The organism is Azospirillum sp. VT-I1 (assembly GCF_055698305.1).
On the sequence record NZ_CP168800.1, the window covers coordinates 433,643 to 456,387 of the forward strand.

Here is a 22,745-nt window from a genome sequence, read left to right on the forward strand (position 1 = left end):
GGCTTGTGTGCTTGCCTTGCTGTGCTACGGTGCGATGGCGTCGGAAAGATGGCTGCGCAGGCGCCCGCTTTCCATGGAACATCCAGAAAAAATATCCGGAGAATTATGTCGCAATCCATCACTGGCTCCGGTGCTGGCCCCTCCGGTGCCGATCAGGCCCTGATTCCGCTGCTGACCCGCATCGCGGAGGCGCTGGAACGGCTGGCCCCGCCGCCGGACCGCCCACTGGACTTCACCGCGGCCGACGCCTTCACCTGGCACCCCGATCCCGACCGGCTGGAGCCGGCTCCGGCGGTCAACCGCGTCGACATCCTGCTTCTGCAGGGGATCGAGCGGCAGCGGGAGATCCTGCTGGACAACACGCGGCGTTTCGCCGCCGGCCTTCCAGCCAACAACGCCCTGCTGTGGGGCGCGCGCGGCACCGGCAAAAGCTCGCTGGTCAAGGCCGCCCATGCCGCCGTCTGCGCGGAACGGCCGGGCGAGCTGGCGTTGGTCGAAATCCACCGGGAGGACATCCCCACCCTGCCCCGCCTGCTGTCGCGGCTGAAGGGCGAGCCGCGCCGCTTCATCCTGTTCTGCGACGATCTGTCCTTCGACCATGACGACGCGCATTACAAGTCGCTGAAGGCGGTGCTGGACGGCGGGATCGAGGGGCGGCCGGACAATGTGGTGTTCTACGCCACCTCCAACCGCCGCCACCTGATGCCGCGCGACATGATCGAGAACGAGCGGTCGACCGCCATCAACCCGGCGGAGGCGGTGGAAGAGAAGGTGTCGCTGTCCGACCGCTTCGGGCTGTGGCTGGGCTTCCACAACTGCGACCAGGACACCTATTTCGCCATGATCGAGGGCTATGTCGGCCATTACGGCCTGGACATCCCGGGCGACCAACTGCGCGCGGAAGCCGTGGAGTGGTCGGTCACGCGCGGAAGCCGGTCGGGCCGGGTGGCTTGGCAGTTCATCCAGGACCTGGCTGGCCGCCTCGGGAAGCCCTTCGCTGACCTTGCGGTCCATCTGATCGCTCGGGTCGACGGCCTGACTGCCCTTGCGCAGTTCGAAATGGAGCTGGGGCGAGGAGACGCCGCCGGTCTGGCCGACCCGGGCGATCACCTGCCCCCGCTTCACCGTGGCGCCGCGCTCCACCTCGATCTTGTCGAGATGGGCGTAGGCGGTGATCCAGCCATCAGAGTGCTTCAGCAGCAGCAGGTTGCCGAAGCCGCGCAATTCATTGCCGGCATAGGCGACCACGCCGTTGTCAGCGGCGACCACCGCGGTGCCCTTCGGCGCCGCGATGTTCAGGCCGTCATTGTGCAACCCGTCGGGCTTCGGCCCGAATCCGGAAATCAGCTTGCCCTTCACCGGCCACAGGAAGCGGGCGCCGCCGCGCGGCGGGGTCGCGGCCTCGGCCTTCGGCTCCGGCTTGGGCGGCGGAGCGGTGGCGACTTCCTGCTGCGGAGCGGGTGCCGCAGAGGGAGCCGCAGAGGGGGCCGGGATCGGGGTCGGCGTCGGCTTGGCGCCGGGCGGGCGCAGCATGGTCGGCGCCTGTCCCGGCTGATAGGTGGTGTCGCCCGCGGGAGCCTGCGCGATCTGGGCCGGCGCCGGCTCGGCAGTGCCGGCCGGCTTCGACGGCGGCGGCAGCGGCGTAGCGGAGATGCCGCCGGACGGCGAGGACGGCGAACCCGGGGGCGGAAGTTCCGCCGATTGGACCGAACCGCGCCCGGCCGGGGAGCCTTGCGGCGTGAGCGGCACCGCACCGCCGGAGGCAGCCCCCGACGCCACCATGGTGCCGCTGCCGTCGTTGGCACCCGGCAGGCGCAGGGGCTGGCCGGCCTGCACCGCATAGGGTGGCGACAGGTTGTTCAGCCGCGTCAGTTCGCTGACATCCACATTGTGCATCCGCGAGATGCTGTAGAGGCTGTCGCCCTTCTGCACGATGTACTGGCGCGAGGTCGGCAGGATCAGCCGCTGGCCGACCTCCAGCCGGTAGGGCGGGGCCAGCTTGTTGGCCTCGATCAGGTCGCGCAGCGGCACATTGTAGCGGCGGGACAGACTGTAGGCGCTGTCGCCCTTCTGCACCGTGATGGCTCCGCCGGCCGAATCCGGCGTTTCGGAGACATGGGTGAAGGGAGCCAGCCCGCCCACCCGTTCGCAGGCACCGAGTGCCAGGACGGCGGCGGACAGGGCCAGGGCCGGCAGAAGGCGTGCGGACATGACGGGTCTCATGCGGAACGGACCGGTGGTGGCGGGTCGGACAGCAGCGGAACGAAACGGACGGGCCACAGGTCCTCCCGGATAAGGCCAGCTTCGGATCGCCGGAAACGCACCACCCTTTGGTCGCGGTGATCGGTCCCCAGCGGAATGACCATGACACCACCAACGGCGAGTTGATCCGTCAAGTCTTTTGGCGGTTCCGGCCCGCCGGCGGCCGTGACCAGTATGCGTGCGAAGGGCGCCTGTTCCGGCCAGCCCCGCGTCCCGTCGCCGAGCCGCGTGGTGATGTTGCCGATGCCCAGCGCCTTGAACCGGGCCTCCGCCTCGCCCAGCAGGGGCTTCAGCCGTTCGATGGTGAAGACCCGGCGGCAAAGCCGGGACAGCACCGCCGCCTGATAGCCGGAACCGGTGCCGACCTCCAGCACGAGGTGCCGGGGGTGCAACTCCAGCGCCTGGGTCATCAGGCCGACCACCAGCGGCTGGCTGATGGTCTGGCCCAGGTCGATCGGCAGCGCCGTATCCTCCCACGCCCGGTCCTGGAAGGCGTCCGGGACGAACAGCTCGCGCGGGATCCGCTCGATGGCCGCCAACACCTTGGTGTCGGTGACGCCGGCCCCGCGAAGGGCCATCAGCAAGCGGATCTTGCGCGGGTTGTAGGTCACACGAAAGCCTGCTTCAACGTCTGCAGCGTCGGCGTGTGGGTCAGGTCGAGATAGATCGGCGTCACCGAGATGCCGCCGTTGAAGACGACATGGATGTCGGTGTCGTCGGACACGTCGGCCTCGCCGCGCAGCGTGCCGATCCAGATATAGGGCTTGCCGCGCGGATCGACACGCTCGAACAGCTCGTCGCCGATCTTGCGCTTGCCGTGGCGCACCACCTGGATGCCCGTCACCTCCTCGGCCGGGCGGGCCGGGAAATTGACGTTCAGCAGCACGTTCTTCGGCCAGGCCACCGTCACCGCCTTGCGCACCACCTCCGCCCCATGGGCGGCGGCGGCGGACCAGTCGATGGGCTGGCCCGGCTCGTAATGCTGGCTCATGGCGATGGCCGGCACGTTCAGCAGCGTCGCCTCCATCGCCGCGGCGATGGTGCCGGAGTAGGTCACGTCCTCGCCGATGTTGGAGCCCTGGTTGACGCCGGACAGCACCAGCGTCGGACGGGCGTCCCGCATCACATGATTGACCGCCAGCAGAACGCAGTCGGTCGGCGTGCCGTCGACGGTGTAGCGGCGCTCGTCCAGCTTGCGCAGGCGCAGCGGCCGGTTGATGGTCAGCGAATGGCTGGCCGCCGACTGCTCCATCTCCGGCGCCACCACCCAGACGTCGTCGGACAGTTCGCGCGCGATGGCTTCCAGGACCTTCAATCCCTGCGCGTGGATGCCGTCGTCGTTGGTGACGAGGATGCGCGTCTGGGACAGGTCGAGCGGCAGGTTGAACATCAGATGGAAATCCTCTCCACTCCGCGCATATAGGGGCGGAGCGCTTCCGGGATCAGGATCGAACCGTCGGGCTGCTGGTAGTTCTCCAGCACCGCGATCAGGCAGCGCCCGACCGCCACACCCGATCCGTTGAGGGTGTGCACGAATTGAGTTTGCTTCTCGCCCTTGGCACGGCAACGGGCCTTCATCCGCCGCGCCTGGAAATCTCCGCAATTGGACACGCTGGAGATCTCGCGGTAGGCGTTCTGGCCCGGCAGCCAGACCTCGACGTCATAGGTCTTGCGCGAGGAGAAGCCCATGTCGCCGGTGCACAGCACGATGGTGCGGTAGGGCAGGCCCAGCCGTTCCAGGATCGTTTCGGCGCAGCGGGTCATGCGCTGGTGCTCGTCCTCCGACTGTTCCGGCGCGGTGATGGCGACCATCTCCACCTTCCAGAACTGGTGCTGGCGGATCATGCCGCGGGTGTCGCGCCCGGCCGAGCCGGCTTCCGCGCGGAAGCAGGGGGTCAGCGCGGTGTAGCGCAGCGGCAGTTCCTCAGCCGCCACGATCTGGTCGTTGACCAGATTGGTCAGCGGCACCTCGCTGGTCGGGATCAGGTAATGGTCGCTGGAGGTGGTCTTGAACAGATCCTCCTCGAACTTCGGCAGCTGGCCGGTGCCGAACAGGGCGTTGTCGCGCACCATCAGCGGCGGCGCGATCTCGGTGAAGCCATGCTCGGACGTGTGGATGTCCAGCATGAAGTCGGCGAGAGCGCGCTCCAGACGGGCCAGCCCGCCCTTCAGAACGGTGAAACGGGCGCCGGACATGCGGGCCGCCGCCTCGAAATCCATCAGGCCCAGCGCCTCGCCCAGCTCGTAATGCTGCTTGGGGTTGGCGATGTCGGCCGGGGTGCCCCAGCGCCGGACCTCGACGTTGGCGGTCTCGTCCGGTCCGTCCGGCACGTCGTCGGCCGGGATGTTGGGCAGGCCGGCCAGCAGCGCTTCCAGCTCGGCGCCGAGCGCACGTTCCTCCTCCTCCACCTGGGGCAGGCGGTCCTTCAGGGCCGCCATCTCGTCCAGGATCGGCTGGGCGTCGCGGCCCTCGCGCTTGGCGAGGCCGACTTCCTTCGCCGCCTCGTTCCGGCGGGCCTGCATCTCCTGCATCTGGGTCTGCGCGGCGCGGCGGCGGCCGTCGAGGTCGAGCACGGAGGACGACATCGGCGCCAGTCCGCGGCGGCCAAGGCCGCGGTCGAAGGCTTCGGGATTCTCACGGATGGCGCGAAGGTCGTGCATGGCTCGAACAATCAACGAATTGTGTGGGGCACTGGTTATACGGCGCGGCCCGGCCAAGGTCCAGTGCAAGGCCGCGGCGGCACCACTCCTGATAGGGACCTGCACGAACGGCATGGCCGCTGCGCCGCGGCGGCAGTTGGAACGGAGGGGCGCCGCAAGGCAATGTCGCGGGTGCGCCGCAGCAAGCTGCGCGAAGACCCATGACGGAGCCCAGCGCGTGCGCGACGAGATCGAGACCGGTGCCGAAACTTCCTATCTGCAGGCCGGCACCCCCGCCTATCGCCGCGCCAGCCGCATCCTGTTCGTCGCCGGCTTCTCCACCTTCGCCACGCTCTATTGCGTCCAGCCGCTTCTGCCCGACTTCGTGCGGGAATTCGGCGTGACGCCTGCCGAATCCAGCCTGTCGCTGTCGCTGACCACCGGCGTTCTGGCCGGCGCCCTGCTGGTGGCGGGTGCCATCTCCGACGGGATCGGACGCAAGCCGGTGATGGTTGCGGCCCTGCTCGCCGCCGGCCTGCTGGGCATCGTCGGCGCGCTGATGCCGGACTGGCACGGCTTCCTGGCGGTGCGGGCGCTGGAAGGGCTGGCGCTGAGCGGCCTGCCGGCCGTTGCCATGGCCTATGTCTCCGAAGAGGTCGATCCGAAATCGGCCGGCGTCGCCATGGGGCTCTACATCGGCGGGACCGCCATCGGCGGCATGTCGGGCCGGGTGCTGACCGCGGTGGTCACCGATCTCGGCACCTGGAGGTTGGCGGTCGGGGTGGTCGGCGCGCTGGCGGTGGCCGCGGCCGTCACGGTCTGGTTCGCCCTGCCGCCGTCGCGCCATTTCGTCCGCCGCGCCGCCGGGTTGAAGGCGCTGGTGCTGGCCTGGCGCCGGCTGCTGACCGATCCGGCGCTGCTCGGGCTGTTCTCGCTCGGGTTCCTGCTGATGGGCGGCTTCGTCACCGTCTTCAACTACATCGGCTTCCGCCTCAGCGAGCCGCCGTTCGAGCTGCGGCCGGCGGTGGTGGGCGCGGTGTTCCTGGTCTACAGCTTCGGCGTCGTCAGCTCGCCGCTGTTCGGCGGCTGGTCGGGCCGCTTCGGGTCTAACCGCACCTTGGCGACGGCGGTGGCGCTGATGGTGGGTGGGCTCGTCCTGATGGAGATCGACAGCCTGTTCGCCATCGCGCCCGGCATCGCCCTGTTCACCTTCGCTTTCTTCGGCGCCCATTCCATCGTGTCCGCCTGGATCGGCCGGCGGGCCACGGCGGCGCGCGGTCAGGCGTCGTCGATCTATCTGTTCTGCTACTATCTGGGCTCCACGCTGGCCGGGACGCTGGGCGGGCTGTTCTGGCACGATTACGGATGGACCGGGGTGGCGGCCTTCGTCGGGCTGCTGCTGCTGATCGCGGTCGCGGTAACGGCGGGGCTCCAGCGCAGCCGCTGATCGCGCGGCCAACCGGAGCGGCGAACGGTCGCGCTTGCGAATCCGCTTATTGCGTTGCGTCCGGCATCACTTCAGGCTGTGTAGGTTGGTTCGGCGGGAGTGCGGGTCTTGAGTCACCTGACCGTTTATCTGGAAAACGACGCCCATCGGCCGGAATTGAGCACGGCCGACCCCGCCCTGATGGCCGGGCATCTGGCCCATGTCGGCATCCTGTTCGAACGCTGGACCGCCGGCACCCCCTGCCCGCCTCCGCCGACGGCGAGGCGGTGCTGGCGGCCTACGCTGCGCCGGTCGGGGCGCTGAAGGAAGCCCGCCGCTTCGGCTCCGTCGACGTGGTGCGGGTCGCGCCGGAGACGGAGGGCGTCGCCGCCCTGCGCGCCAAGTTCCTGGACGAGCACACCCATGACGAGGACGAGGCACGATTCTTCGTCGAAGGGGCCGGCGCCTTCTACATCCATCTCGACCGCCGGGTCTTCCGCGTGGTGTGCGAGGCGGGCGACCTGTTGAGCATCCCCGCCGGCACGCCGCACTGGTTCGACATGGGGCCGCGGCCCCGCTTCACCGCGATCCGCTTCTTCACGCGGCCCGACGGCTGGGTCGCCAGCCCGACCGGCGACACCATCGCCGCGCGCTTTCCCCTGTTCGAACCCGCGGCCGTGGAGCCGGCCTGAGTCCGCCTTATTCGCGCCCCAAAAATTTCACTTGAATCGCGGGCGGAAAAGCGTAAATCAATCGGCACGACGCACCCGCACGTGCCTATGGCCCTCTGTGGTTATGCTACGACGTACCGCGTCCTTTTTGGCAGAACCGACCATTCCAGTGGGTCGGTCCCGAGAGGGAGGTCAGTATGTACGCTGCCCACGGTGGGGCTGTGAGACGGTAGCCCTTTAGCCGGTAAACGACGCGCTGTTGCCTGGAGCTTCACAGCCCGGGGCCGCTGCTCGCACCGGCTTTTTCCGTCTCCCCCTTTTCCAAATCCGATCAATCGCCGATTCCGCTGCACCACCCGCGCCACAGCCTTGTGCTGGTCGGCTCGTGGCGCGGCCGGGGATCGCCGTCTGCTCACCGGACCGGTTTGCATGCCGCCGTCCGGGGATAGGAGTGCGCCATGGGCTTCCTGCGTTCCCGTTCCGCCGTCACCCCGCTGCGCCGCGTCGGCCTGAACGACAGCAGCGCCGTTTCGCTCGCCACCGGCCGCCGGTCCACGGTGGCGCAGGCCGTCGCCCTGCACCGGCCGGAAGAGCCGATGCATTGCATCCGCCCCGGCGTGCTGGCCGACACCGCCGGCAGCTTTCTGGCCGCCTTCGCCGAGGCGACGGACGCCGTCGCCCGCGGCGGCGACGTGCTCTATGCCGTGAAGTGCAACCCGGAACCCGCGGTGCTGCGCGCCCTGTGGGCCGGCGGCGTGCGCCATTTCGACGTCGCCTCCCCCGGCGAGATCCGCCTGATCCGCCAGATGTTCCCGGACGCCGTTCTGCATTACATGCACCCGGTCAAGGGCCGTCAGGCGATCCGCAACGCCTACCACCAGTATGGCGTCCGCGACTTCGTGCTCGACAGCCGCGAGGAGTTGGACAAGATCCTGGAGGAGACGGACAACGCCGCCGATCTCGGCCTCGTCGTGCGTTTGGCGCTGCCGAAGGGCAATGCCGTCTACGACCTGTCCGGCAAGTTCGGCGCGACCATGACCGACGCGGTGGAACTGCTGCGCGCCGTCCGCGCCGTGGCGCCGAAGGTCGGGCTGTCCTTCCATGTCGGCTCGCAGATGCTCGACCCGTCGGCCTACGAGCGCGCCATCGCGCTCGCCGGCTACGTCATCGCCGAAAGCGGCGTGTCGATCGACGTGCTCGACGTCGGCGGCGGTTTCCCGGTGTCCTATCCGGGCGTCACCCCGCCGCCGCTCGGCGACTTCATGGCCGCCATCGCCCGCGGCGTCGCATCCATCGACCTGCCGGCGCATTGCCGCCTGTGGTGCGAGCCGGGCCGTGCCCTGGTCGCCCCCGGCGTCTCGCTGGTGGTGCAGGTGGTCAAGCGGCGCGGCAGCGAGCTGTTCATCAACGACGGCGTCTATGGCGCCCTGTCGGATGCCGGCGTGCCGGGCTTCCGCTTCCCGGCGCGGCTGATCCGCCCGTTCGAGGCGATGGCCGACACGGCGGACGAGGCGTTCAGCTTCTACGGCCCGACCTGCGACAGCGCCGACAAGATGAACGGCCCCTTCCATCTGCCGGCCGACGTCAAGGCCGGCGACTGGATCGAGCTGGGTCAGCTCGGCGCCTATGGGTCCTGCCTGCGCACCGCCTTCAACGGTTTCGACCAGGCGCGCGTCGTTGAAGTGTCGGACGCGCCGCTGCTTGCCACCCCCGGCTATCAATTGCGCTCCTGCGCAGCCTGATTGCGCCGCCGGAATCTGTGGATAAAGCGTAAAGACACCCGTAACATTCACCGGTCCGGCGCGTTCCGCTCCCACTTCTCCGAAGTGGGCGGAAGCGCCGGACCATGTCGTTGGCCTAAACTACCTCGGGGAGACAAAAAATCATGGCCCTGGACACGAAGCTCTGCACGTTCACAGGCCGCATGGTCATCGTTGGATTCGGTTCGATCGGCCAGGGTGTCTTGCCTCTGCTTCTCCGTCACATCGACGGACTTACGGCTGACCGAATCACCATCGTCACCGCCGAGGAGCGCGGGCGCGAGGAGGCGGAGCATTACGGCGTCGCCTTCCACAACAACCCGCTCGACAACGACAATTTCTTCCAGATTCTGAAGCCGCTGATCGACAAGGGCGATTTCCTGGTCAACCTGTCGGTCGACGTGTCGTCGGTCGCGCTGATCGAATTCTGCCAGCGGGTCGGCGCCTTCTACACCGACACCTGTACCGAACCGTGGGCGGGCGGCTACACCGATTCCAGCCTGTCGCCGTCGCTGCGCTCCAACTATGCGCTGCGCGAAACGGCGCTGGCGCTGCGCAGCCGATTCGAAGGCGGCCCGACCGCGCTGATCACCCACGGGGCGAATCCGGGTCTGGTGTCGCATTTCGTCAAGCAGGCTCTGCTGAACATCGCCGCCGACACCGGTGTCGAGACCGACGTGCCCACCGACCGCGACGGCTGGGGCCGGCTGGCGCAGAGGTTGGGCATCAAGACGATCCATGTGGCGGAGCGCGACACGCAGGTGTCGAACCAGCCCAAGCAGATCGGCGAGTTCGTCAACACCTGGTCGATCGACGGCTTCGTCAGCGAGGGCTGCCAGCCGGCCGAACTCGGCTGGGGCACGCACGAGAAGGAACTGCCGCCCGACGGGCGCCGGCACGAGTTCGGCTGCGATTCCGCCATCTACCTGATGCGTCCGGGTGCCGCCACCCGCGTGCGCACCTGGACCCCGCTGGAGGGGCCGTTCCACGGCTTCCTCATCACCCACAGCGAGGCGATCTCGATCTCCGACTATTTCACGGTGCGCGAGGGCGGCAAGGTCGTCTACCGGCCGACCTGCCACTATGCCTACCATCCCTGCGACGACGCGGTGATGTCGCTGCACGAGCTGGCCGGCAAGAACTTCAACATGCAGGCCGAACAGCGTCTGATGATGCACGAGATCACCGGCGGCATGGACGAGCTGGGGGTCCTGCTGATGGGGCATCCCAAGGGCGCCTACTGGTACGGCTCGCGGCTCGACATCGACACGGCGCGGTCGCTCGCCCCCTACAACAACGCCACCTCGATGCAGGTGACCTCCACCGTTCTGGGCGGAATCGTCTGGACGCTGGAGAACCCGACTCGGGGCGTGGTGGAACCGGACGAGGTCGACTTCCGCCGGGTGCTGGACATTGCCTCCCCCTATCTGGGCGAGGTGGTCGGCGCCTATGGCGACTGGACGCCCCTGCAGGACCGCAATGTCCTGTTCCCGGAGGACATCGACGAGGACGATCCCTGGCAGTTCAAGAACTTCCGGGTCGTTTGAGACAGGTTGGATGAAGTGCCGCGGCTCCTGCCGCCGCTCCGGCGGCGGGGGCTGCGGCGTCGCTGCCACAGGGCGGACGGCGACCGGGTGACAATGCCCGCGGTGGGGTCTTGAAACCGTTGACTTGGGCTTTCGCTTCCCCCAATCGTTCCGCCATGCCCAAGCACGTCTCCCGGCGCGCCCGCGCCAAAGCTCCGACCGCCGCCAATCCCATCCTGCGCTCCGGCATCGTCGGGCTGATGGTGGCTTGCGGGGTCGCCGCCGTGGATCTGGCCCTCACCGACACGGCGAGCGCCCAATCGCCGGCCACCCCGGTTCCGGGAACCAAGCCGGCCGCGCCCCAGGCCGCCGCCCAGGGAACCGGGAACGGCACTGCCGGCGGCACGGCCGCGAACGGGACGGCGCAGAAGCAGGACCCGGTGCTGCTCACCGCCGACCAGGTCACCTTCGACGAGGTGAACAGCCTCGTCACCGCCAGCGGCAACGTCGAGCTGGCGCAGGGCAAGCGCAGCGTCCGCGCCGACAAGATCACCTACAACCAGAAGACCAAGGTCGTCACCGCCACCGGCAAGATCCGGCTGGTGGAGCCGTCGGGCGACATCATCTTCGCCGACTACGCCGAACTGACCGACGACCTGAAGGACGTGTTCATCGAGAACATCCGCGTCCTGATGACCGACAACGGCCGGGTGGCCGGCACCGAGGGCGAGCGGCGCGAGGGCCGGCTGACGCGCGTGAACCGCGGCGTCTACAGCCCCTGCGACCTCTGCAAGGAGGACCCGACCCGGCCGCCGCTGTGGCAGATCCGCGCCGTGCGCATCGTGCACGACAACGAGGAGCACGAGGTCCGCTACAAGGACGCGACGATGGAGATCTTCGGGATCCCCGTCGCCTACACGCCCTACCTGTCGCATCCCGATCCGTCGGTCGACCGCAAGAGCGGCTTCCTGACCCCGTCCTTCGGCAACAGCTCCAACCTGGGCGCCATCCTCAAGACCCATTACTACTGGGACATCGGGCCGGACCAGGACGCCACCTTCGACCTGCATTACTATTCCCAGCAGGGCCCCCTGCTGGGCGGCCAGTACCGCAAGCGCTTCGAGAACGGCCGGCTGGAGCTGGAAGGCGCCATCACCCGCGGCGACGGCGGCAACAGCAACACGGCGCCGAAGGAGACGCGCACCCGCGGCTATGTCGCCGCGCGCGGCCTGTTCGACATCGACGAGACCTGGCGCGCCGGCTTCGATATCAAGCGGGCGAGCGACCCGACCTTTCTGCGGCGCTATTACGATTTCCGCGAGGATTACCTGACCAGCAAGGCCTATGTGGAGGGCTTCCGCGGTCGGAACTATGCGGCGATCACCGGCTACAGCTTCCAGGACATGCGCTATGGGAACACCATTCCCGAGCCGGTCGCCCTGCCCTATGCGCAGTACAACGCGCTGGGCGAGCCGGGGAGCCTGTTCGGCGGCCGCTGGTCGCTGGACACCAGCCTGCTGGGGGTGTCGCGCTTCCAGAATGCCGGACCGGACACCCAGCGCGTCATGGTGCAGCCGGGGTGGGAGCGCAACATCGTCTCCAATGCCGGCTTCGTGACCAACCTGTCGGGCAGCGTTCTGGTCGCCGGCTACAAGGCGCAGCAGTTCAACAACACCGACCCGACGGTCCGCGGAAACGACAACATCAGCCGCTTCCGCTTCTTCCCGCAGGGGCAGGCCACCGTCCGCTATCCCTTCGTCCGCTACGGCGAAAGCTCGTCCCAGCTGATCGAGCCGATCGGGCAGCTGACCTTCGCGCCCAAGCTGCCCAACGGCCGGGTGTTCCCGAACGAGGACAGCCTGGACATCGAGTTCGACGACGTGAACCTGCTGCAGCCCAACCGCTTCACCGGCATCGACCGGCTGGACGACGGCATGCGCTTCACCTATGGCCTGCGCACCGCGATCTACGGCAACACGCAGGGCTCCGCCAGCCTGTTCCTCGGCCAGAGCCGCCGCCTGACCGACACCAACGCCGGCTTCACCGGCGGATCCGGCCTGGAGGACCGCGTGTCCGACTATGTCGGCCGCCTGGACCTGCAGCCGGCCGACTGGCTGGACGTGAATTACGGCTTCCGCATCGACCACGAGACGCTCCGGCCCCGCCGCCACTCGCTGAACGCCTCGGCCGGTGTGCCGCTGCTGCGGCTGTCCACCTCCTACACCTATGTCGACCAGACCACGGCACGCAACGCGGTCACCCGCGACCGGGTGGAGCAGGCGTCGTTCGGCGTGTCGTCGCAGTTCACCGATTACTGGAGCATCGGTGTCAGCCATACCCAGGCGATGGAACCGCAGCCGGGTCCGCGGTCCAGCCTTGCGGTCCTGTCCTATGCGGACGAATGCCTGGTGTTCCAGACCATCGCGCGCCGCGACTACACGGTCAGCACCACCGGCGAGCAGGACGGCAACACCATCTTCTTCCGTCTGGTCTTCAAGAATGTCGGCGAGTTCAAGAGCCCCGGCATCAACGCCAGCTTCCTGGGCGGCGGTTCCGCCAACCAGTAGCGGCGTGGCGCGATCGCGCCGCCAGCGACAAGGCATCTCGGCGAAACGGACGGCCAAGGGGTTGCATCCCTTGGCCGTTGCCGTTAGCCATATCGCCCGACGAGACAGCCCGCCGCGACCGACATCATGACCCTGGGACGTTACGACTACGAAAGACGGTACCGCCGGCGCATGCGGGCGGGTGTTATCAAGTTCCTGCTGCTGGCCGCGCTGGTTCTCGGCGTCGGGCTCTTCTCCTACCAGATGGGGATCGAGCAGCTGAAGGGCCGCGACGTCACCCTGCGGGAGGAGATCGCCACCCTGTCGCGCCAGAAGGCGGAGCTGGAACTGCTGGCCACCCAGATGCAGCACGCCGCCCGCACTGCGGAGGCGCGCGCCGCCGAGCTGGAAGGCCGCCTGCAGCGGGAGGTGCCGACCGGCGACCTCGCCAAGTTGACCCAGCTGGTATCCGAACGGCTGAAGGGCGGGCTGGACGCCAACCGCCTGTCCTTCGTCATTTCCCAGGCGCAGGTTCAGCGCAACTGCCAGCCGGCCGAAACCAAGCGCTTCACGCTGACCACCCCGCTGCTGAAGGGCGGCTCGCGCGGCGTGACCTTCGCCAACGGCACCGTGACGGTCACTGGCGAGGGCCAGTCCGCCCACAACGCGCAGGGCAATGCCGAAAGCTGGTTCGATCCGGGACAGCCGGTGACCATCCGCATGACCGGCATCGGCGGCAAGACCGCGACGGTCACCGGCGTGCTGCCCCTGCACCAGTCGCTGGTGGTCGACAACAACGAATACCGCTTCACCATCGCCGCCTCCCAGCGCGCCTTCGTGGAGGTCACGGCGGACCGCTGCGCCTATCCCTGAGGCGGAACTTCGAACCCGCGCGGCGGACCGCCCGCCGCGTGGATGTCCCACATCGTCAGGTAGGCGGCCTCGATGGAGCGGGCGAAGCGGTCGGTGTCGAACAGCGGGGCGGCCGCGCGCCCCTGCTCCAACCGCATTTTCAGCGCGGTCAGCTCGCCCGGAGTTTCCGCCAGACGGTGCGCCGTCTCCTCATAGGCGTCCCAGTCGGGCACCGCCAGTTCCGGCAGCCCGACGGTCCGCAGCAGGCTGGCGGCGACGCGCCCGGCGAAGGAGCGGCCCGGCACCGTCAGCACCGGCAATCCGGCCCAGAGCGCATCGCTGGCCGTGGTGTGGGCGCCGACCGGCCCGGTATCGAGGAACAGGTCGGCCAGCCGGTGGCGCGCCAGATGGGCGGGACCGGGCAGCCGCGGGGCGAAGACCAGCCGCTCCGCCGCGATCCCCCGCTCCGCCGCGGCGCGGCGCAGATTGACGGCGACCTCCGCCGGCCCCTCCAGCAGCCACAGCACCGATCCCGGCACCTGCCGCAGAATGCGGCACCAGCGGCTGAACAGGTCCGGCCCGATCTTGTAGGGCGCGTTGAAGGCGCAGAAGACGATGCCGTCCGCCGGCAGGCCGCAGTCGGCCCGGCCGGGCACAGGCCCGATGGCGCGCTTGCGGTCGTTGGGCTGGTAGCTGCCGGGCAGATGGACGATGCGCTCACTGTAGAAGCGCTGGTGATCGGCCGGCGCCACCACCGGATCGGCGATGACATAGTCGATGGCCGGACTGCCCGTCGTTCCCGGATAGCCCAGCCATTGCGCCTGCACCGGCGCCGGCCGGCGGGCGGCGATGCCGGGCCGGGCGCCCTGGGTGTGGCCCTTCAGGTCCACGAGGATGTCGATCCCCGCCCCATGGATCGCCTGCGCCGCCGCCTCGTCGGTCAGGGCGGACAGGTCGAGGAAGTGGTCGAACCCCGCGGCCAGCCGCCTGCGCAATGGCCCGCCATCATCGGGACCGTGGGAGCAGCCGACGATCTCGAACCGCCCGCGGTCATGCCGCTCGACCAGTTCGGCGATCAGCACCGCGGTCGCATGCTCGTGGAAGTCGGCGGACAGATAGCCGATGCGCAGCTTGGCGCCACGGCCGGTGCGGTTCGGGAAGGCCGGTCCGATGCCGCGGGTCTTCCAGGTGGAATAGCGTTCGGCGCAGGCCCGTTCCAACTCCGGCCCTGCCCCTTCGCCGAGGAAGATCCAGGGATGGACCTGTTGCGTCCGCCCCTCTCGTACCAGAGCCACCAGACGCGCCGACAGCGCCGCCAGCCCGTCCCAGCGGCAGAGATGCCGGCGCTGCTGCACCAGCTGCGCCAGCACCCCGCCGGGATCGGGGAGGCCGACGTGCAGGGCACGCTCGAATCCCGTCAGGCTGGCGGCATCGTCCTTGGCACCGCCCCGCTGCCCGCGTTCCTTCAGGGCAAGGGCGAGGTTCGCCTGCCCTTCCGCAAGATCGGGCCGCAGGCACAGGCAACTGCGGAAGCCGGCGACGGCGCGGTCGAGGTCGCCGCGGTCGCGGTGCAGCGCCGCCAGGGCAAGCCGCGCCGGCACCAGAAGCGGGTCGATATCCAGAGCGCGGCGCAGTGCCGCCTCCGCCTCGTCCAGCCGGCCAAGTTCGCGCAGCAGGACCCCCTGGTTGCAAGGCGCCGGGGCGAAGCGCGGCATCAGCCTTGCGGCTTCGCCATAGGCGGACGCCGCCTCCGCCGGGCGGCCGAGCGCCTGCAGGGTCACGCCCCAGTTGAAATGGTTGCCGCCGAAATCCGGCAGCCATGCCAGCGCCTTGCGGTGATGGACCTCCGCCTCCGCCAGCCGGCCCTGCCGCCGCAGCGATTCGCCGAAGTTGGAGCGGGCGACCGCCTCTTCCGGCGTACCCGCCTGCGCCAGCGCGTCCAGCGCGCCGAACAGGGCGGCCAGCAGCGCGCCGTCGCCGGGCTTGCCGGCCAGACGGCGGCGCAGGTCGGCGACGGTGGCCGCGTCGGTCACTTCCGCTGCCACTGGCCGGCGGCGGTCATCACGAACTGGCCGGCGGGGGTGCGCTCGATCAGCTGCTGGCCGGCGACCGCCTGGACCTTGTCGAGCGCGGTGCCGTTGCCCTTGGCGATCTCCCGGTAACGGGCGAGCCGCTGGGCGTTCACCTGCTCGGCCAGCGCCTGGGCCGAGGCGGGGGCGCCGGGAACGGCGCCGACCAGCCCGTCGGGACGCTCGCCGATCTGGCCGGCGGCCTTGGCGGCGGCCAGCGCATCCTGGGCGAAGGCGAGTGAAGGCACCGCCGAGGCCAGCAGCCCCGCGGCCACGACGGACAGGGCCAGCCGGTTGAAGCGGCGGCGGGTGATGGGATGGGTCGTCATCACTTCTTCCCCTTGGCAGGAGAGGGCACGGAGTCCGCGGGCAGGCCGAACAGGGCGGGGTCGTTGCGGATCGCGTCGTCGACGTCGCGTTCCAGCTTGACCCGCACCTCCTGCTCGATGCGGACGTTCAGGTTGATCTCGATGGGCTTGTCGGGCGCTTCGATCTTGACCGTGGGAGCGCAGGCCGCCGCGGCGACAGGCAGCAGCAGGGCGGCCATCAGGCGCGCGGCCATGAGATGGTTGGGTGGAAGTTTGGTCAGCATGGTGGCGATCAGGGGTCCTTCTGGTCGAAGCCGGTCATGCGGTCCCGAATCGTGTCGGGAAGCCGATAGACGTCGAGGTTCTGGCGCAGAATCCGGTCGAGCGCGCCGGACAGCTTAAGGTTAAGCGCAACCGGATAGCCATCGTAGAATGACGGGTTGGCGCCGCGCAGCGACAGGCCGGCGCTGAGTTCGCCGCCGGCCTGACCGTCGATGGTGATGCGCAGGCTGTCATATCGGAAGTCGGTCAGCGCCCCCATCAGCATGGCGGTCGGGCTTCCCTCCTCCCCCTTCAGCGCGGCGGGCGGGTCGGCGGGGTCGTAGCGCAGGGTGCCGGGGGCGGCGGATTCGAGCACGCCGCCGTTCAGCGTCACCGTGTCGTCGGCGAAGACCACCGGCAGGGTGCCTGCGAGCTTGCCGCTCGCCTCCAGCCCGTCGACGGCGATCAGCTCCAGCAGCCTGGCCGCGTCGATGCCGTCGGCATGCAGGGTGACGGTCCCCTTGGGGGCGGCGGGCGCCAGCTTGAACGGGTCGGCGCGCAGCGTGCCGCCGGCCCAGCGCCATTCCGCCCGCCCCACATCCAGCCGCCCGTCGCGCCCATACCCGAAGGAGAGCGTGCCGTCGGTCAGCGGAATACCGACGTCGAGCAGGCCGACGGACAGCTTCTGCCCGCCGGGGATCACCGGCGGCGACAGGCTGGACAGGGCGACCGTGCCGCCGACCCCGGCGACGGTCACCGGCCCGGCGATTCCGGCCAGCCCCTTCACCGACGCCTGCCCGGCCGTGGTCATGCCCTTGGCGTCCCAGGCGACCGTGGCCTTGCCCGACAGGGTGCCCGACGCCTTCTGAAGGAATGTCGCAGCCAGCGGCGACAGCACGGCCAGTCCCGGTCCATCCGGAGCAAGCGTCACCGGCTTGGCCACCGCCTCCACCCGGCCGCTGCCGGCGGTCTGGTCGTAACTGCCGGCCAGGGTGACGGACAGCAGGCCCTGCGCATCCTTCGCGTTGCCGTCGATCTTCCAGGGCTGCTCCCCCTCCTGGACGGCGCGGAGTGTGACGGCGAGCGGCACGACCGGCGCCGGCTTGGCCGTGTTGGTCAGCTTGGCGACGGTGGCGTCCGCCCGCCGCCCCGTCCCGTCCTGCCCCAGCCGCAGCACCAGCTGGTCGGCGCGCAGGCTGCCGGCCGGCAGGTCGAGCCGCGGGGCCTTCACCTCCGCCGCCAAATCCATCAGCGATGGAGACCAGCGCAGCAGAGGCGCATCCGGCACGGCGCAGACCGACGCCCCCTGCGGCAGGACCAGAGTCTGGCCGCTGACGACGAGTTTCTCGGCGGCGGCAGGCAGGCAGCCGTCGGGGCTGACGGTCAGCGTCCCGCCCTCCATCCCCACCCGCAGAGCGCCGGACAGGGTGACGCGTCCCGCCATCGGCAGATCCAGCGTCCTGGCCGCTTCCTCCAGCGGTCCGCTGCCGGCGGTGAAGTCCAGCCGCAGCCCGTCCCAGCCGTCGGCGATCCGCAGGCCGGTGACGGTCACTTCCGCACCGGCGAAGCCGGAGTCGCGCAGCAGCTCGGTCGCAACGCCGCCGATCAGGGCGGGCCCGGCCAGAATGGCACCGCCAAGGCCGGCGACGCCCAGCGTCACCGCAACCGCCGCCGTTCCCGCTATCGCCCGTCCCAGCCTCACCCGCCGTCCCCTCCCCGCTTCATGCGATGCCGATGGCTTGCCACGTCCATGCCGGGATGAACACCCGGACAAGCGTCCGTCATCCGTGACTTTTGGCGGATCGCCTCCCCCGCCAGCGCGGCTTTGCATTCCCCTGCTTTTCCCCTATGGTCCGGTGCGCGGATTTCGGCTCATCGGAGTGTTTCGCATGAAGCGGTGGACCCGCGCGTTGCTGGCGGCCCTGTTCGCCACAATCTTCACTGTCTCGTTCTTTACAGTCTCGCAAGGGGAGGCGAAGGCCTTGGATCCGGAAAACACCATCTACCTCGACCTCAAGGACGGTCGCGTGGTGATCGAACTGCGGCCCGACCTGGCGCCCAACCATGTCGCCCGCATCAAGGAACTGACCCGCCAGGGCTTCTACGACGGCGTCGTCTTCCACCGCGTCATCGACGGCTTCATGGCCCAGACCGGCGACCCGACCGGCACCGGCATGGGCGGCTCCGGCAAGAAACTGAAGGCCGAATTCTCCAGCGCCCCGCACATCCGCGGCACCCTGTCGATGGCCCGCGCGCAGGATCCCAACAGCGCCGACAGCCAGTTCTTCATCTGCTTCGCGCCGTCCAACTTCCTGGATCGCCAGTACACGGTCTGGGGCCGCGTGGTCGAGGGCATGGAGTTCGTGGACATGATCAAGAAGGGCAGCCAGTCCCGCAACGGTCAGGTCACCGACCCGGACAAGATCATCAAGATGCAGGTCGCGGCCGACGCCAAGTAAGGCGGTCGTCCCAGCGGACCAGGAAAGGGGGACCGGTGCGCCGGTCCCCTTTTTCATGGCCGCATTCCGCGAAGTTCAGCCGGCGGCCAATGCCGTGGTCATCGCGCGCAGCAGGTCCTTCATCGACTGCGGCCGGTCCTGCCAGCGCATCGCCAGTCCCGACATCAGCACCCGCTCGAACCCAGGCGGCAGCGCCGCTCCCAGTTCGGACGGGCGCGGCACCTTGTCGTTCATGAAGCGGGCGGTGGCGTCGGGCGGCGTGCGGCCGGTCAGCGCCAGATAGATCGTGGCGCACAGCGCATACACGTCCGACCAGGGTCCCTGGCGCCCTTCGTTCGAATACTGCTCCGGCGGGGCATAGCCGGGCTTCAGGATGACGGTCAGCCCGGCGCCCGGCCGCGCCGTCTGCCGGGCGGCGCCGAAGTCCAGCAGCTTGCGGTCGCCGCCGTTGGTCAGGAAGATGTTGTCCGGGCTGACGTCGCGGTGGATCAGCCCCTGCTCGTGGATGGCCTGCAGCGCCTTGGCGATGGGCGTCACCACCGACAGCGTCCGCTTCACGTCGATCCGGCCGCCGCAGTCGGCCAGATACCTCTTCATGGTCCGGCCCTCCAACAGTTCCATCACCAGATAGGCGGTTCCGTTCTCTTCGAAGAAGTCCTGGACGCCGACGATCTCGCGCACGTCCCGAAGGCGGGCCAGCGTCCGCGCCTCCTCCAGAAATTTGGCGAGGCCGGCGGCGAAAGTCTCCGCATGCTCGTCGGAAAAGGGGGAGACGGCGGCGCCGCCGGGAAGCCGTGCGATCAGGTTGGCCGGGTAAAATTCCTTGATCGCCACCTTCACCCGCAGCCTGTCGTCCCAGCCCAGATAGGTGGCGCCGAACCCGCCCTGCCCCAGCACCCGCCCGGCGCGGTAGCGGCCGTGCAGCAGCGTGCCGGGCGGCAGATGCACCCCCGGCCGGTTGTCCGATTTGGCGGGAAAGCCGCAGCCGGCGCAGGAACCGGCCGAAGGGAGGGCGGCGTAGCAGCTGGGGCACAGCTCATCCGCCACGGCAACGGGCGCGGCGGCGCCCTGCGCCCCGACCAGAACCGTGTCCGCCGGCACCCGCCTCCCGGCAGGCATCGGACCAAGCATGGGGCCAGGCATGGGGCCAGGCATGGGGGCGGCGACCGGATTGCAGACGGTGTCGGCACTGCGTGGACCCGGCTGGTGTGCGGCGGGCACCGGGATCGGCACCGGCGGCGGGGCCGGCGCCGTGGCCATCTGGCGCAGGCGGTCCAGCAGATGCAGCAGCCGGCGCACCTCGGCCTGGGCGACATCGCTGTCGGGCTGGGCGATCTCCGCCTGGAACTGCGGCTGGCGGACGATCTCCAGGATATGCTGCCGCATCAGCGGCAGGGCGCCATCCTCGCGGATCAACCCGGAGCAGGCGACCTCGGCCAGCCGGATGGTGCGGCGGCGCAGCATCGGCTCCACCTGTTTCAGCCGGGTGGCCAGTTGGCCGGTCTTCACATAATCGTCGACGGCGCGTTCGGCCCTGGCGGCGATCCGGTCGCAGGCATCGGCCGGCAGCGGGGCGGAGCGGACGGCCGCCAGCGCGCGGGCGAAGTCACGCTCCAGCAGCGCCGTGTCCGGCGTCTGCACCAGCATGTTCTCGATCAGAAGTTCGTTGGCGACCGCGGCCTCCAGCGAGGCGAGTATCTCGTCCGCGTGGCGCTCCCCGCAGGGGCGGCGGCGACGCGGGTAAGATAATGGACGCGGCAGATCAGGTCGGGCTGCCCTTCGCTGAGGCCGACGATGGAGCGGCGATAGGCGCTGGCCCCGCCCTGCTCAAGCCGGCGCGAATAGCGCACGGTCAGCGCATCGGCCATCGCCGCCCCGCCGATCAGCCCGTCGCGGGTCAGCAAATGGCCGGTCAGCGTCTTCAGCAGCTCCGCCTCCTGGTCGAAGGCGCCGCGGCCCAGCGGCTGGGGCGCCTTCAGCTGCCGGCGGATGCGGTCCAGCACGGCGGCCCTCGCCATCGGCAGCTTGCCCTGCCGGAACAGCGCATTCAGCACGCCAATCCGGTTGGGCCCCATCGCCTCCATGCCGATGCGGCCGAACAGCATGTCGCACAGGGTGGACAGCAGCGATCCGGGCAACAGGTTGGCGCCGAACAGCTCCGCCCCCGCGGCGACGGAGGCCAGGACATCGCCGATGACCCCGTCAACGGCGGCGGCCAGCCCTTCGACCCGGTCCCACTGGTGCAGTTCGAGCAGCCGGTCCAGCTTGCCGCCCCAACTCTTGATCTCCACCAGTTCCAGGGCGACGGCGACCCGCAAGTCGTACCCGGCATCGCCGGTCGGCGTGCCGGTTCCCTGCGACAGCAGCCAGTCCACCGGCCGGCGGCCGCGCGGCATGGCGGCGAAGGCGGACTGCGCGGCGCGCGCCCTCGCCCAGCTTTCGTCCACCGCGCTGCGGATGGCCTGACGGCGTCTCTGTTGTTCCTGCCCCGGTGCGCGGGCCTGCACGGCGGCGACCCTGGCGACGGCGGAGTCGACCAGCGTCCCGTGGTCCAGGCAGGATTTCAGCGGCTTGGCGAGATGGATCAGTTCGGTGGGCGTCAGGCACAGCGGATCCAGATACTGGCGCAGCACGACGCCGATCACCATCCGCGCCGGCAGCGCGTGGTAATCCTCCAGGCCGCCGCACAGCTCCGCCTCCTCGAGCGAGCCCATGGTGGGCTGCGATGGCGGCATCGCGCGGCTGAGCGGTGAACTGGACACTCGCGACCTTTCCTGCCGGTGGCTTTCCTGGCGATGGCGTTCTCAACGATGACCTGCCGGACGCCCGCCGGGTGCCGCGGGGCGGTCTGCAACAACGGGGGCGCTCCCCGCGTTGTCATCCGCGGCCGCCATCCCCCGCTTTGCCCCCATCTTCGCCGGTGGAGGGTAAAGGAGGGGTGTACGATACCCACATTTTTCGTCAAACACACAGAAACTGTGTCAGCGTTGCGCCATCGGCGGCGGCCGTTCCCTTCGGTCTTCGCATATGCGATAAGAACCGCGACGCTGACGATGGGAGAAGCGCATGATCCGGACCGGCACCATCATCGCGTTGCGGCACGGGCCGATGACGCTCACCGCGGCCCCGCACATCGGCGGCTCGCTGGCGGGCTGGAGCCTGTCGACGCCCAACGGTCCGGTCGATCTGTTCCGCCCCGCGTCGGAGCGTGCCCTGGCCGGCAACTTCGCCCCGGACATGGCCTGTTTCCCGCTGGTCCCCTTCTCCAACCGCATCGGCGGCGGCCGCTTCGTCTTCCAGGGTCGGGAGGTCGTGCTCGCCACCGATCCCGGCTCGCCGCACCGCATCCACGGCCATGGCTGGTCCAATCCCTGGACGGTGGAGGCGGCGGCTGAGGATGCGCTGCGCATGGGCTTCAGCCATCGGGCCGACGATTGGCCCTGGAGCTACCGCGCGACCCAGACCGTGGCGCTCGACGGTGAAGGGCTGACCGTCACCCTCGACCTCGTCAACGAATCCGACGGCGACATGCCGGCCGGGCTTGGTCTGCATCCCTATTTCGCCAAGTCGCCGGGCAGCGTCGTCACCGCCGACGTGCGTGCCGTCTGGGACAATGACGACACCATCCTGCCATCCCGCCGCCGCCCCCTTCCCGCCGCCTGGGATTTCCGCCACGGCGTGGCGATGGACCATGCGGCGCTGGACAACGGCTTCACCGGGTGGTCCGGCACGGCGACGCTGGACCGTCCGCGGGAGCGGCTGCGCCTGACCATGCTCGCCGACGGGCCGGTCGGCCACCTGATCGTCTATGCCCCGCCCGGCGAACCCTACCTGTGCCTGGAGCCGGTCACCCACATGACCGACGCGCTGAACCGCCCGCAGGAGGCGGATGCCGGCGTCATCGCCCTGCCGGCGGGGGAGAGGCTGTCGATGACCGTGCGCTTCCTGGTGTCACGAACCTGAGT

At 69.5% G+C, this 22,745-nt stretch carries 18 protein-coding genes and 2 pseudogenes; 10 read left to right on the forward strand and 10 right to left on the reverse strand.

Features of this window, described 5'->3' with window-relative positions; genetic code table 11:
• Positions 1-105: 105 nt before the first annotated feature.
• Positions 106-993, forward strand: a pseudogene (locus AB8P05_RS02075) (ATP-binding protein); the annotation flags it as partial.
• 90 nt (positions 994-1,083) lie between these two features.
• On the opposite strand, the pseudogene AB8P05_RS02080 reads toward AB8P05_RS02075, so the two are convergent.
• From AB8P05_RS02080 to serS, 4 genes and pseudogenes are all read right to left on the reverse strand, one after another.
• Positions 1,084-2,223: pseudogene (locus AB8P05_RS02080) on the reverse strand (LysM peptidoglycan-binding domain-containing protein); the annotation flags it as partial.
• Entirely contained in the window at positions 2,220-2,873 is a 654-nt protein-coding gene (locus AB8P05_RS02085) for a protein-L-isoaspartate(D-aspartate) O-methyltransferase (protein WP_455171660.1), read from the reverse strand. The gene AB8P05_RS02085 and the pseudogene AB8P05_RS02080, both read right to left, overlap by 4 nt.
• Entirely contained in the window at positions 2,870-3,652 is a 783-nt protein-coding gene (gene surE / locus AB8P05_RS02090; protein ID WP_472758606.1) for a 5'/3'-nucleotidase SurE, read from the reverse strand. Before surE ends, AB8P05_RS02085 begins: the two co-directional genes overlap by 4 nt.
• Positions 3,652-4,923: a serine--tRNA ligase gene (gene serS, locus AB8P05_RS02095; protein ID WP_472758607.1), complete on the reverse strand. Its 1,272-nt coding sequence runs from the start codon at positions 4,921-4,923 to the stop codon at positions 3,652-3,654. The genes surE and serS overlap by 1 nt, the downstream gene beginning before the upstream one ends.
• Positions 4,924-5,140: 217 nt before the next feature.
• Between serS and AB8P05_RS02100 the strand changes: the two genes are divergently transcribed.
• The 7 genes from AB8P05_RS02100 to AB8P05_RS02130 all read left to right on the forward strand — a co-directional run bounded on the left by AB8P05_RS02100 (position 5,141) and on the right by AB8P05_RS02130 (position 13,704).
• Positions 5,141-6,349, forward strand: a complete 1,209-nt coding sequence (locus AB8P05_RS02100; RefSeq protein ID WP_455171663.1) for an MFS transporter — start codon at positions 5,141-5,143, stop codon at positions 6,347-6,349.
• A gap of 108 nt (positions 6,350-6,457) precedes the next feature.
• A complete protein-coding gene (locus AB8P05_RS02105) occupies positions 6,458-6,652 on the forward strand; it encodes a hypothetical protein (protein WP_472758608.1) in 195 nt (64 codons plus the stop codon).
• A complete protein-coding gene (locus tag AB8P05_RS02110) occupies positions 6,616-7,020 on the forward strand; it encodes a 1,2-dihydroxy-3-keto-5-methylthiopentene dioxygenase (protein ID WP_472758609.1) in 405 nt (134 codons plus the stop codon). The genes AB8P05_RS02105 and AB8P05_RS02110 overlap by 37 nt, the downstream gene beginning before the upstream one ends.
• Before the next feature lie 437 nt (positions 7,021-7,457).
• Complete coding sequence (locus AB8P05_RS02115) at positions 7,458-8,741, forward strand: type III PLP-dependent enzyme (protein ID WP_472758610.1); 1,284 nt, start codon at positions 7,458-7,460, stop codon at positions 8,739-8,741.
• 143 nt (positions 8,742-8,884) lie between these two features.
• Positions 8,885-10,306: a homospermidine synthase gene (locus tag AB8P05_RS02120; protein WP_472758611.1), complete on the forward strand. Its 1,422-nt coding sequence runs from the start codon at positions 8,885-8,887 to the stop codon at positions 10,304-10,306.
• Positions 10,307-10,461: 155 nt separating this feature from the next.
• Entirely contained in the window at positions 10,462-12,852 is a 2,391-nt protein-coding gene (locus tag AB8P05_RS02125; protein ID WP_472758612.1) for an LPS-assembly protein LptD, read from the forward strand.
• A gap of 126 nt (positions 12,853-12,978) precedes the next feature.
• The gene (locus AB8P05_RS02130) at positions 12,979-13,704 is read left to right on the forward strand and encodes a hypothetical protein (protein WP_472758613.1); all 726 of its coding nucleotides are present in this window, start codon (positions 12,979-12,981) and stop codon (positions 13,702-13,704) included.
• On the opposite strand, the gene AB8P05_RS02135 is transcribed toward AB8P05_RS02130, so the two are convergent.
• Genes AB8P05_RS02135 through AB8P05_RS02150 form a run of 4 tightly spaced genes read right to left on the reverse strand, consistent with a single transcriptional unit; the run spans position 13,695 to position 18,023 of the window.
• Positions 13,695-15,716 carry an O-linked N-acetylglucosamine transferase, SPINDLY family protein gene (locus tag AB8P05_RS02135; protein ID WP_472758614.1) on the reverse strand — a complete coding sequence of 674 codons (2,022 nt, stop codon included), beginning with the start codon at positions 15,714-15,716 and terminating at the stop codon, positions 13,695-13,697. The genes AB8P05_RS02130 and AB8P05_RS02135 overlap by 10 nt on opposite strands.
• Entirely contained in the window at positions 15,713-16,081 is a 369-nt protein-coding gene (locus tag AB8P05_RS02140) for a YdbL family probable chaperone protein (RefSeq protein ID WP_472758615.1), read from the reverse strand. Before AB8P05_RS02140 ends, AB8P05_RS02135 begins: the two co-directional genes overlap by 4 nt.
• Positions 16,081-16,344, reverse strand: coding sequence for a YnbE family lipoprotein (locus AB8P05_RS02145; protein WP_455171671.1), 264 nt, complete (start codon positions 16,342-16,344; stop codon positions 16,081-16,083). The genes AB8P05_RS02140 and AB8P05_RS02145 overlap by 1 nt, the downstream gene beginning before the upstream one ends.
• 8 nt (positions 16,345-16,352) lie before the next feature.
• Positions 16,353-18,023 (reverse strand): intermembrane phospholipid transport YdbH family protein, encoded by a 1,671-nt coding sequence (locus AB8P05_RS02150; RefSeq protein ID WP_472758616.1) that lies wholly within the window; start codon positions 18,021-18,023, stop codon positions 16,353-16,355.
• Between the two features lie 187 nt (positions 18,024-18,210).
• Between AB8P05_RS02150 and AB8P05_RS02155 the strand changes: the two genes are divergently transcribed.
• Entirely contained in the window at positions 18,211-18,780 is a 570-nt protein-coding gene (locus AB8P05_RS02155) for a peptidylprolyl isomerase (protein ID WP_455171673.1), read from the forward strand.
• A gap of 75 nt (positions 18,781-18,855) precedes the next feature.
• Here AB8P05_RS02155 and AB8P05_RS02160 read toward each other — a convergent pair whose 3' ends face one another.
• Positions 18,856-20,427 carry a serine/threonine-protein kinase gene (locus AB8P05_RS02160; RefSeq protein WP_472758617.1) on the reverse strand — a complete coding sequence of 524 codons (1,572 nt, stop codon included), beginning with the start codon at positions 20,425-20,427 and terminating at the stop codon, positions 18,856-18,858.
• A gap of 8 nt (positions 20,428-20,435) precedes the next feature.
• Positions 20,436-21,542: a hypothetical protein gene (locus AB8P05_RS02165; RefSeq protein WP_472758618.1), complete on the reverse strand. Its 1,107-nt coding sequence runs from the start codon at positions 21,540-21,542 to the stop codon at positions 20,436-20,438.
• A gap of 304 nt (positions 21,543-21,846) precedes the next feature.
• Between AB8P05_RS02165 and AB8P05_RS02170 the strand changes: the two genes are divergently transcribed.
• On the forward strand, positions 21,847-22,743 hold the full coding sequence (locus AB8P05_RS02170) for an aldose 1-epimerase (protein ID WP_472758619.1): 897 nt from the start codon (positions 21,847-21,849) through the stop codon (positions 22,741-22,743).
• Positions 22,744-22,745 lie beyond the last annotated feature (2 nt).